8 protein-coding genes are annotated in these 11,793 nt (G+C 67.9%); 4 read left to right on the forward strand and 4 right to left on the reverse strand.

Annotated features, from left to right (window positions below; translation table 11 throughout):
* Positions 1-2: 2 nt before the first annotated feature.
* Positions 3-1,457, reverse strand: a complete 1,455-nt coding sequence (locus tag AC3WRR_RS25310) for a sensor histidine kinase (protein ID WP_011616278.1) — start codon at positions 1,455-1,457, stop codon at positions 3-5.
* 2 nt (positions 1,458-1,459) lie between these two features.
* Positions 1,460-2,134 (reverse strand): response regulator, encoded by a 675-nt coding sequence (locus AC3WRR_RS25315; RefSeq protein ID WP_010811352.1) that lies wholly within the window; start codon positions 2,132-2,134, stop codon positions 1,460-1,462.
* A gap of 296 nt (positions 2,135-2,430) precedes the next feature.
* Between AC3WRR_RS25315 and AC3WRR_RS25320 the strand changes: the two genes are divergently transcribed.
* Positions 2,431-3,525, forward strand: a complete 1,095-nt coding sequence (locus AC3WRR_RS25320) for an ABC transporter substrate-binding protein (protein WP_454750887.1) — start codon at positions 2,431-2,433, stop codon at positions 3,523-3,525.
* Positions 3,526-3,544: 19 nt separating this feature from the next.
* Here AC3WRR_RS25320 and AC3WRR_RS25325 read toward each other — a convergent pair whose 3' ends face one another.
* On the reverse strand, positions 3,545-4,288 hold the full coding sequence (locus tag AC3WRR_RS25325) for a TetR family transcriptional regulator (RefSeq protein WP_010811354.1): 744 nt from the start codon (positions 4,286-4,288) through the stop codon (positions 3,545-3,547).
* A 617-nt stretch (positions 4,289-4,905) separates the two neighbouring features.
* Between AC3WRR_RS25325 and AC3WRR_RS25330 the strand changes: the two genes are divergently transcribed.
* From AC3WRR_RS25330 to AC3WRR_RS25340, 3 genes are all read left to right on the forward strand, one after another.
* Positions 4,906-6,156, forward strand: coding sequence for an efflux RND transporter periplasmic adaptor subunit (locus tag AC3WRR_RS25330; protein ID WP_492298438.1), 1,251 nt, complete (start codon positions 4,906-4,908; stop codon positions 6,154-6,156).
* A gap of 63 nt (positions 6,157-6,219) precedes the next feature.
* Positions 6,220-9,372: an efflux RND transporter permease subunit gene (locus AC3WRR_RS25335; protein ID WP_492298440.1), complete on the forward strand. Its 3,153-nt coding sequence runs from the start codon at positions 6,220-6,222 to the stop codon at positions 9,370-9,372.
* 2 nt (positions 9,373-9,374) lie between these two features.
* Positions 9,375-10,862, forward strand: coding sequence for an efflux transporter outer membrane subunit (locus tag AC3WRR_RS25340; protein ID WP_010811357.1), 1,488 nt, complete (start codon positions 9,375-9,377; stop codon positions 10,860-10,862).
* A gap of 68 nt (positions 10,863-10,930) precedes the next feature.
* On the opposite strand, the gene AC3WRR_RS25345 is transcribed toward AC3WRR_RS25340, so the two are convergent.
* Positions 10,931-11,770 carry an OmpW/AlkL family protein gene (locus AC3WRR_RS25345; RefSeq protein ID WP_010811358.1) on the reverse strand — a complete coding sequence of 280 codons (840 nt, stop codon included), beginning with the start codon at positions 11,768-11,770 and terminating at the stop codon, positions 10,931-10,933.
* Between the last annotated feature and the right edge of the window lie 23 nt (positions 11,771-11,793).

The following is an 11,793-nucleotide window of genomic DNA, read 5'->3' on the forward strand; positions in this document are numbered from 1 at the left end:
GGTTATTCGCCGATGGGCAGCTTCAGCACCGCGCGCACGCCGGTGCCCTGCAAGCCGTCGCCAAGCTCCACCGTGCCGCCAAACCGCGCCGCCATCTCGCGCGAGATCGCCAGCCCCAGCCCGGAGCCCGGCTCCGCATTGCCAACGCGCCGGTAGAAGCGCGCGAAGACCTTTTCGCGCTCTTCGGCCGGAATGCCCGGCCCATCGTCTTCCACCACCAGGCACGCGGTCTGGTCGGCGCGCGTGGCCGACAGCGTGATGCGGCTGCCGCGTGGCGAGTACTGGATCGCGTTGTGGACCAGGTTGGCCAGCGCCTCGCGCAGCAGCGCGGGGTCGGCGCGCACCGGCAGCTTCAGCCCCGGCACCGGCTCCCAGCCGAAGTCCTGCTGCTTGCCGCGCGCCAGCGGCAGGTAGTCCAGCGCCACCTGCTCGGCCACGGTGACGGCGTCGATGATGTCGATGCCATCGGCTTCCTGGGCGGCTTCGCCGTGGTGCTGGCGTACCCGCGCCAGCGCCAGCAGCTGGTTGGTCAGGCGCGCGGCCTGTTCCAGCTGGGTGACGATGCCGCCCACGGCTTCGCCGGCGGCCTGGCGCGCGGTCTCGGGGTCAGGGGCGCGCAGCTGGCGCTGGGCGTATTCGGCCTGGGTCTTCAGGATGGCCAGCGGCGTGCGCAGCTGGTGCGCGGCGTCGGCGATGAACTGGGCCTGCGACTGCGCCATTGCCGCGGAGCGCGACACGTGCAGGTTGACCGCGTCGACCAGCGGGCGCACCTCGGCGGGCACGCGCTCGAACGTTAGCGGTGTCAGGTCATCCGGCGAGCGCGCTTCCACGTCGTCGCGCACGCGCGCCAGCGGGCGCAGCACGTAGGTGACGCCGCCCACCAGGATGCCGGCGCTTAGCAGGATCAGCAGCAGGTCGCGCGCCAGCGCGCTGCGCCAGACCGTGCCGATCAGCGTGGTGCGCGGCTCGGCGGTCTCGGCCACCTGGATGATCACGCGCATGCGCGCGTCCGGGCGGTATACCGGCCGCGCCATCGCGGCGATGCGCACGGACTCGCCCAGGTATTCGGCGTCGTAGAAGCGCGGCTGGTTGTTGACGAGGGTGCCGGCAGGAAGCGGCAGGTCGTCGTAGCCGGTGACGGTCTCGACCTGGCCGGCGCGCTCGGTCGACACGCGGTAGAACACATGGGTCTGCGCCGCGGTCTCGAACATCTCCATGGCGGCATCGGGCAGGGTCAGCTGGACGTTGTCGCCAGCCATGCCGATGGCACTGTCGATGGCGCGGATCGAGCCATAGAGCGAGCGGTCATAAGCCGTGTTGGCGGCGTCGCGCAGGGTGCCGTAGGTGAGCCAGGTGTCGATCGCCATCATCGCCGCCAGCGCCGGCACCAGCAGCAACAGCAGTTGCCGGCGCAGGCTGCCGCGGCGCCAGGACGGGACGCGATGGCGCCGCGCCATCTTCAGCGTCCGGCCTCGGGCTCCAGCAGGTAGCCGAAGCCGCGCAGGGTGACGATGGTGACGCCGTGCCCGGCCAGCTTCTTGCGCAGCCGGTAGACCAGCACCTCGATCGCGTCGGGCGAGACATCGGCGTCGAGCGAGAACACCTTGTCGAGCAGCTGCGCCTTGGTCAGCGGCTGGCCGCTGCGTGCCAGCAGCGCGCCCAGCAGGGTCGATTCGCGCGGGGTCAGCGCCAGCGGGGCGCCGTCCAGCGTGAAGCTGCGGGTCTCGCCGTCGAACACCAGCGTGCCGCACTGCAGGCGCGGATGCGCGCGCCCGCGGCTGCGGCGGATCAGCGCCAGCAGCCGCGCTTCCAGCTCGGCAATGGCAAAGGGCTTGGGCAGGTAGTCGTCGGCGCCCAGGTTCAGGCCGCGCACGCGTTCGTCCAGCGTGTCCTGCGCGGTCAGGATCAGCACCGGGGTGCGGTCGTCGCGCGCGCGCATGGACTTGAGCACGGCCAGCCCGTCCTTGCCGGGCAGGCGCAGGTCGAGCAGCACCGCGTCGTATTCCTCGGCCTGCAGGCGGGCCTCGGCCTGCAGCCCGTCGGCGACATGCTCGATCACAAAGCCGCCCTGCTCCAGCGCGCGGGCGACCCAGCGTGCCAGTTCGATTTCATCCTCCACCAGCAGGATGCGCATGCCGGTCTCCTCCTCTGCCGGTTTGGTCCATGTTTCGGTTGCGGCGGCGGAAATCGTCCGGAGAACAGGGGGCTGCACCGATGGAGCGCGCCCGCCGCGGGCGCCTATAATAACCCCGCCCCGCTGGTCCCGGCGCGTGTTGTCCGTGCGCCCGCTCCCTTCCACAGGCAGTTCTTCCGTTTCCGACCACCGTGCCCACGCGTCCACCCCCGCCGTCCCTGCCGTGCGCTTGCGAGCCGCCTGCCTCGGGGCAGCGCCGCCGCTTGCTGGGCGCATCGCTGCTGGCCGGCGCCACCTTGCCGGCCGCGTGGCCCCTTCATGCCCAGTCTAGGCCCCCGGCGCCGCCGCCGGGGTATCCGTCCGGGTATGACGCCACCATCGCCGGCGCCATGCGCGAAGGCGTGGTCACGGTCTATGCATCGACCGACCTGAAAGTGGCGCAGCCGCTGATCGCCGCGTTCGAGGCGCGCTACCCGGGCATCCGCGTGCACTACCAGGATCTCAACACGATCGAGCTGAACCAGCGCTTCCTGGCTGAGACCGCGGCGCTGGGCGGCAAGCGGCCCGCGCCCGATGCGGCCTTCGCCGACGTGCTGTGGAGCACGGCGATGGACCTGCAGATCAAGCTGGTCAACGACGGCCATGCGCAGCGCTACGCCTCGCCCGAGCGCGCCGGCCTGCCCGGCTGGGCGGTGTGGCGCGACGAGGCCTGGGGCACCACCTTCGAGCCCGCGGTGATCGTCTACAACCGCCACCACCTGGCCGGCATGCGCCCACCGCGCAGCCGCAGCGGGCTGGCGCGGCTGCTGCAGGAGCACGCGCCGCGCTGGCATGGCAAGGTGGTGACGTATGACGTGGAGCGCTCGGGCGTGGGCTACCTGCTGGCGCAGCAGGACGCGCGCATGGGCAGTGAGTTCTGGTACCTGGCGCAGGCGCTGGGGCGCGCCGGGGTGCAGCTGTCGGCGTCCACCGCCGAGATGATCGAGCGCATCGCCAGCGGCGAGCTGGTGATGGGCTACAACCTGCTGGGTTCGTACGCGCTGTCGCTGATGGAGCGTGGCGCGGCCATCGACGTGATCGCCCCGCGCGACTACACGCTGGTGATGTCGCGAGTAGCCTTTATTGCCCGGCGCGCGCCGCGGCCCAATGCGGCGCGGCTGTGGCTGGACTACCTGCTCTCGCGCGAGGGCCAGGCGCTGCTGGCCAAGTCCACCTCGCAGCTCTACACCATCCGCACCGATACCGACAGCGTGCACACCGCGGCGGCATTGTCGGAGCGGCTGGGCTACGCGCTCAAGCCGATCAGCGTCGGCCCGGGCCTGCTGGCCGCGCAGGACGCGATGCGCAAGCGCGCATTCCTGGCGCGCTGGCGCGAGGCCATGCGCGGATAAGCGCGGATAAGCGCGCCGCTCAGGGGACCAGGTCGCCGGTATCGAGCCCGCCCGGTTGGGCGTTGGGGCAGGCCTGCTGGCACAGCGTGGACAGTTCCCGGTCCAGCGCCGCCATCGGGCGCGGCACGTAGCCGTGGCGCAGCGCCGGCGAGAACTTCAGGGTATCGATGAAGGCGTCGGACATGCGCTCGGCGTTGGCGTCGAGGTCGAAGTCCTGGGGCGAGAACAGCCAGTGCGCCAGCACCCCGCCGATGGCGGCATGGAAGGCATTGACGGCCAGGTCCAGGTCCAGGTCGGCGGGCAGCTGGCCGCGCTCCAGGGCCAGGCGCAGGTGCTCGCGCATCTTGACCAGGCCTTCCTGGTGCGACTGGCGCTGGCGCTCGAAGATGGCGCCGTTGTCCTGCACCATCTCGCACTTGTGGAAGATAATCTCGAACACCCGGCGCCAGCGCGGGTTGACCACGGTCTGGCGCATCACATAGGCGCAGATGTCGCGGATGCCGCCCAGCGGGTCTTCCTGGCGCGCGAGCCGCTCGGGGTCGCACAGCGCTTCCACGGGCAGGTTGACGCGGTCGCACATGGCGGCGAACACATCGCTCTTGTTCTTGAAGTGCCAGTAGATCGCGCCGCGCGTGACACCCGCCGCCTCGGCGATGTCCGCCAGCGACGGGCGTGCCACGCCGCGGGCGTGGAACACGGCTTCGGCCGCGTCGAGAATCCGGTGGCGCGTTTCAAGCGCCTCTTCCTTGGTACGTCTGACCATTTTTGTCTCTGGTGCCGGCGGCATGACGCAATGGATCCGTCATGGCCAGCCTTGTTGGTTCTCCCTGGGTGCGGCCCCGCTGTGGCAGCCGCACGGCCGGCGCATGCGCCGGCGGGTCGTTGTCGTCACATGCCAATGTGCTTGCAGCCTGCGAGCCGATACGACGGCGCGCATCCTAACCCGAGCCGGCGATTTGCGCCGTGATTCCGAACGGGTGGGGAGCAATTTGGACCGGCCGGTTGGGTTTGACCGGGGGCGGGATCCGTATTGCCGCGGCCCTGCGGCGCAGGTTGTGCGCCGAAAGTCCCTTCTGCAACATCAACTTAACATACATGCTTGAATGTATATATAATACGCGCTTGTCCGGCATTCGGCCAGCCGCCTTCTGTGACATACCCAGCACAGTTGGCAATCCCTGCCGCAGGCCAGCCGGTCATGAATCCAGTCGTTACATAAAAGCCGCCGTTCGTCGCATTTGACACTGCGACGCCGCGATTTGTGGCTAGCATCACGCTTTTGTCCGCCGCAAACCGTGCGGCGGGCTGTGTCGTATCCGTTTGTCGGATGACAGGTCGGGACGATGCGGCAGATCTCAAATTGCCATCATGGGGTTATCGATGAGGAAGTCCCAACGTATCCGTTGCGTTGCTGCCTATGCACTAGCGGCACTGTCTGCCGTGGCGCTTGTTGCCTGCGGCGACAAGAAGGCCGAAGGCGGCGCCCCGCCGCCGCCGGAAGTGGGTGTGGTGACCGTGTCGCCGTCGCCGGTCGCCGTCGTCAATGAACTGCCGGGCCGCCTGGAAGGCATACGCACGGCCGAAGTGCGTGCTCGCGTCGAAGGCATCGTGCTGTCGCGCAACTACACCGAAGGCGGCGAAGTGAAGGCCGGCCAGGTGATGTTCCGCATCGACCCGGCACCCTACCAGGCCACGCTGGCTTCGGCCCAGGCCGCGCTGCAGCGCGCCGAGGCCAACGCCGTGTCGGCGCGCCTGAAGGCCGATCGCTACAAGCCCCTGGTGGCCGTCAACGCGGTCAGCAAGCAGGAGTACGACGACGCCGTGGCCTCCGCCGGCCAGGCCAACGCCGACGTGGCCTCGGCCAAGGCGGCGGTGCGCACCGCCCAGATCAACCTGGGCTACACCACCGTGACCGCGCCGATCAGCGGCCGCGCCGGCCGTGCGCTGGTGACCGAGGGCGCGCTGGTGGGCAAGGGCGAGGCGACCAAGCTGGCGCTGGTGGAGCAGGTCGACCCGATGTGGGTCACCTTCACCCAGCCGGCTTCGGAAGTCACGCGCCTGCGCCGCGCCATCGAGTCCGGCGTGGTCAAGGGCGTCAACGGCGGCGCCAACGTGCGCCTGTTCGTGGAAGACGGCCGCGAGTACGAGCACACCGGCAAGCTGCTGTTCTCGGACATGACGGTCGACCCGACCACCGGCGCGATCACGCTGCGCGCGCAGTTCCCGAACCCGAAGCGCGAGCTGCTCTCGGGCACCTTCGTGCGCGTGAAGATCGAGCAGGGCGTGGACGAGAACGCACTGACCGTGCCGCAGCGGGCGCTGATCCGCGGCGCGCAGGGTGCCAGCGTGATGGTGGTGGGCACGGACGGCAATGTCGCGGCGGTGCCGGTCAAGGCGCCGCAGGCCATTGGCGACCGCTGGGTCGTGACCGAAGGCCTGAAGGGCGGCGAGAAGGTGATCGTCGAAGGCCTGCAGAAGGTCAAGGTCGGTGCGCCGGCCAGGGCGGTACCGTTCAAGCCGGCCGGGGCCTCGGCACCGGCCGCGGCGACGGCCTCCGCCCCGGCGGCGCCGGCCTCGGCCCCCAAGGCCGAGGGCCCGCAGCAAGCCAAGTCTGACGCCAAGCAAGGCTGAACCCTGCCGTACCACCAATACGGCAAATACGGCTAGACCGCTAGACCAAGAGGGAGCCAGTTTATGGCCAAGTTTTTTATCGACCGGCCGGTGTTCGCGTGGGTGCTCGCGCTGATCATCGTGCTGGGCGGCATATTGTCGATCCTGCAGCTGCCGATCGCGCAATATCCGAACATCGCCCCGCCGACGATCTCGGTCACCGCCACCTACCCGGGTGCGTCGGCCAAGACGCTGGAGGATTCCGTCACCTCGGTGATCGAGCAGGAGCTCAACGGCGCCCCTAACCTGCTCTACTACAACTCCACCAGCGAGTCGTCCGGCCTGGCGAGCATCACCATCGCCTTCGCGCCGGGTTCGAACGTCGACCTGAACTCGGTCGAAGTGCAGAACCGCCTCAAGCGCGTGGAAGCGCGCCTGCCGGCTGAAGTGCGCCAGCAGGGCGTGCGCGTGGACAAGGCCGGGAACAACTACATGATGTTCCTGACCGTGTCGTCCAAGTCCGGCACGGCCGACGCGATCCAGCTCGGCAACTATGTCTCGGCGCAGGTGATCGACTCGATCCGCCGGGTGCCGGGCGTGGGCCAGGCCGACCTGTTCGGCACCGAGTACGCCATGCGGATCTGGCTGGACCCGGCCAAGCTGACCGGCTACAACCTGACCCCGACCGACGTCACCGCCGCGGTGGGCGAGCAGAACATCCAGGTCGCCGTGGGCGAGCTGGGCGGCACGCCCTCGCCCAAGGGCACCGAGCTCAACGCCACCGTCACCACCGAAAGCCGCCTGACCACGCCTGAGCAGTTCGGCAATATCCTGCTGCGCACCAACCCGGACGGGTCTTCGGTGCGCATCAAGGACGTGGGCCGGGTGGAGCTTGGCGGCGCCGACTACTCGACGCTGGCCCGCACCAACGGCAAGCCGTCGGCGGCCATCGCCATCAAGCTGGCCCCGACCGGCAACGCGCTGGCCACGGCCACCGCGGTGCGCGCCAAGATGGAAGAGCTGTCCAAGAACTTCCCGGCGGATTACCAGTACTCGGTGCCTTACGACACCTCGGCCTTCGTCAAGATCTCGATCGAGGAAGTGATCAAGACCCTGCTCGAAGCCGTGGTGCTGGTGTTCCTGGTGATGTACCTGTTCCTGCAGAACTTCCGCGCCACGCTGATCCCGACGCTGGTGGTGCCGATCGCGCTGCTGGGTACATTCGGCGCGCTGCTGGCGTTCGGCTTCTCGATCAACGTGCTGACCATGTTCGGCATGGTGCTGGCCATCGGTATCCTGGTGGACGATGCCATCGTGGTGGTCGAGAACGTCGAGCGGATCATGAGCGAGGAAGGACTCTCGCCACGTGAAGCCACGCGCAAGGCCATGGGCCAGATCACCGGCGCCATCGTCGGCATCACGTTGGTGCTGACCGCGGTGTTCATCCCGATGGCATTCTTCTCGGGCTCGGTGGGCAACATCTATCGCCAGTTCTCGCTGTCGCTGATCTCCTCGATGGCGTTCTCGGCGCTGCTGGCGCTGACGCTGACCCCGGCGCTGTGCGCGACGCTGCTCAAGCCCGTGGAAGCCGGCCATCACCATGAGAAGAAGGGCTTCTTCGGCTGGTTCAACCGCACCTTCGCGCGCGCGTCGACCAGCTACCAGGGCGTGGTCGCGCGCATCCTCAAGCGCACCGGCCGCTACCTGATCATCTACGCGGTCATCATCGTCGGCGTGGTGGTGCTGTTCAAGCGCCTGCCGTCGTCGTTCCTGCCCGATGAGGACCAGGGCTACATGATCACCGTGGTGCAGCTGCCCAACGGCGCCACCCAGGACCGTACCATCGGTGTGCTCAAGCAGATCGAGGACTACTACCTGCAGAAGGAAAGCAAGGTGGTTGACCAGATGATCACGGTGGCGGGCTTCTCCTTCTTCGGCCGCGGCCAGAACGGCGGTATCGCGTTCGTGCGCCTGAAGGACTGGAAGGAGCGCACCGGCGACGGCGAGACCGCGCAGGCGCTGGTGGGCCGTGCCTTCGGCGCGCTGTCGTTCATCAAGGACGCGATCATCTTCCCGCTCAACCCGCCGGCGATTTCCGAGCTGGGCAACTCCTCGGGCTTTGACTTCCGCCTGCAGGACCGCACCGGCCAGGGTCACGCCAAGCTGATGGAAGCGCGCAACATGATGCTCGGCATGGCCGCGCAGAGCCCGGTGCTGATGGGCGTACGCCCGGAAGGCCAGGAAGATGCGCCGCAGCTGCAGATCGACATCGACCGCGAGAAGGCCAAGGCGCTCGGCGTCACGGTGGCGAGCATCAACTCGACGCTGTCGATTGCGTTCGGCTCCAACTACGTCAACGACTTCATCTATGAAGGCCGGGTGCGCAAGGTGATCGTGCAGGCAGAAGGCTCAGACCGCCGCCTGCCGGACGACCTGACCAAGCTGCGCGTGCGCAACAACAACGGCGACATGGTGGCGTTTGCCGCGTTCGCGACCTCCAAGTGGGTAATGGGCTCGCCGCGCCTGGAGCGCTACAACGGCATGCCGGCGGTGAAGCTGGCGGGCCAGGCCGCGCCGGGCCGCAGTACCGGTGAAGCCATGCGCGTGATGGAAGAGAACTTCGCCAAGCTGCCGCCGGGCTTCGGCTTCGAGTGGTCCGGCCAGTCTTATGAAGAACGCCTGGCCGGCTCGCAGGAACCGATCCTGTACACGCTGTCGCTGATCATCGTGTTCCTGTGCCTGGCCGCGCTGTATGAAAGCTGGTCGATCCCGTTCTCGGTGCTGCTGGTGGTGCCGCTGGGCGTGCTCGGCGCGCTGCTCGGCGTGACGCTGCGCGGCATGCCCAACGACGTGTACTTCAAGGTGGGCCTGATCGCCACGATCGGCTTGTCGGCGAAGAACGCCATCCTGATCGTGGAATTCGCCAAGGACCTGCAGGCGCAGGGCAAGGGCCTGATCGAAGCCACGCTGGAAGCAGTGCACCTGCGCTTCCGACCGATCCTGATGACGTCGATGGCGTTCATCCTGGGCGTGCTGCCGCTGGCGATTGCCACCGGCGCGGGCTCGGGCAGCCAGCGCGCCATCGGTACCGGCGTGATGGGCGGGATGATCACGGCCACGGTGCTGGCGATCTTCCTGGTGCCGGTCTTCTTCGTGGTGGTGCGCAAGCGCTTCAAGGGCAGTGCGCGCCAGCGCATGCTCGACCAGAAGTGGCACGAGCCGAAAGAGGAAATCTGAACATGACCAAGACTCTGACCACACTGCTGCTGGTGGCCGGCGTTCTGACGGGGTGCACGCTCGCGCCCCACTATGACCGCCCTGCCCCGCCGGTGGCAGACAGCTTCCCGGTGGCGCCCGAGGGCTACGCCACTGCCGAGGCCAAGAGCGGCGAGACCCGCCGCGCCGTCGACATCGGCTGGCGCGAGTTCTTCCGCGACCCGCGCCTGCAGTCGCTGATCGCGACCTCGCTGGACAATAACCGCGACCTGCGCACCGCCGCGCTGCGCATCGAAGAAGCGCGCGCGCTGTACCAGGTGCAGCGCGCCGACCTGCTGCCCACGGTGAACGCGAACGCCGCTTACACCCGAGCCAGCACCAACGCCGCCGGGACCTCGACCGTGCTCGGCCAGCCCGGGGTGACGCAGGTCTACCAGGCCAACCTGGGCATTTCGTCCTACGAGCTCGACTTCTTCGGCCGCGTGCGCAGCCTGTCGAACGCGGCGCTGGCGCAGTACTTCTCCACCGAAGAGGCGCATCGTTCGGCGTATATCTCGCTGGTGTCGGAAGTGGCCAAGGCCTATCTGTCCGAGCGTTCCTTTGCCGAGCAGTACGAAATTGCGCGGGACACGCTCAAGGCGCGCGAGAGCACCTATGGGCTCGCCAAGCAGCGCTTCGACGTCGGCGCCACATCCGCGCTGGACCTGCGCGACAACGAGTCGCTGGTGGCCCAGGCGCGTGTCGCCGCCGCGCAGCTAGCACGCCAGCGCGCGCAGGCGCAGAACGCGCTTGAAGTGCTGGTGGGCAAGCCCATCGGCAGCATCGGGAACTTGCCAGAGCCGATGCGGCTGTCGGACGAACGCATCATCAGCGATATCCCCGCGGGCTTGCCGTCGGACCTGCTGGAGCAACGCCCGGACATCCGCCAGGCCGAACAGCAGTTGCTGTCGGCCAACGCGAATATCGGCGCGGCACGCGCGGCGTTCTTCCCGCGCATCACGCTGACCACCAGCGTTGGCACCATCAGCCCGACGTTCTCGAACCTGTTCGATGCCGGCACCAAGGCGTGGTCGTTCGCGCCGCAACTGACGCTGCCGATCTTCGACTATGGCCGCAACAAGTCCAACCTGGACCTGGCCAACGTGCGCAAGAACATCCAGATCGCCAACTACGAGAAGACCATCCAGACGGCCTTCGCGGAAGTGGCGGATGCGCTGGTAGCACGCGGCACGCTGGAAGACCAGGTCTCCGGCCAGGAAGAGGTGCGCAACGCCGAAGCCGCGCGCTACGAGCTGGCGCGCCTGCGGTTCCGCAGCGGCGTGGCCAGCTACCTGGACGAACTCGATGCGCAGCGCCAGCTGTTCACCGCCGAGCAGGCGCTGATCCAGGCGCGGCAGCTGCGGCTGAACAACGCGATCGACCTGTACCGGTCGCTGGGCGGTGGCTTGCAGGAGAACAGTCCGGTGGCGCAGCAGGCGACGCCTGCGCAACCGGGGACGGTGACGCAGTAAAGGTTGCCGCTTGCCGTTGCAGCAATAAAAAACGACGCGCTCAGGCGCGTCGTTTTTTTCTTTCAGCGTCAGAACTTGTACGAAGCCGCCAGGAAGAACACCAGCGGATTCGGCTCCAGCTTGGTCTTCGAGGTCGACAGCACGGTCCCGTCGGCCGCCTTGATCGTCATCGTCGACGTCGTCTTCAGCGGGATATAAGTCACCGCCGCCGTCAGCCCCCAATGCTCGTCGAAGTTGTAGGTGCCGCCGATATTGAACACGGGCGCCCATGACGACGACGCATCCGCACTCACCGAAGTCGGACCTGGGATGCCCGCCCCCGCCGCCAGGATCGCGCCGAGGTTGTTGTTGACCGAGCTCGCAAACGCCGGATTGACCTCGATGTTGGTAAAAAAGTTGTACGACACCCCCAACCCCAGGAACGGGCGGAAGCGCGTGCCCGGATCCAGGAAGTGGTACTGCACCATCGCCGCCGGGCTCCACTGGCGTGCCTTGGTGACGATGGGGTTCAGCGACGGATCGCCCAGGCTCTGGCGCCCGAGCGCTCCGGCCGGGCCGGGCGGGATCAGTTCGCCGTGGCCGTAGAGCTTGAACTCCGGCGGGATGCCGCCCACCGCGGTGATCGCGATATGGTCGGAGACGAAGTGGCTGAAGGTCAGCCCCAGCGTATTGGCGTTGGATGACGAGATGCTGCTGCCCGGTGCGGTGAAGCTGGACGGCAGCCCGAGCGGGTAGTTGATCGGCACGTCGAGCAAGGTGGTAGTCAGCGGAGCGCTCTGGCCGTGGGTCTGGATATGGAACCAGCCCGCGGATACCACGTTGTCGCCCTTCTTCTGGGCGTGGGCAGGCAGGGCGAAGCTGGCCAGCGCGGCCAGCATCAGTGTGAGCGTGAGGCGTATGGTTTTCATCTTGTGTCCCCGGGCAGTGGATG

Source organism: Cupriavidus sp. FW305-3-2-15-C-LB2, assembly GCF_058787575.1.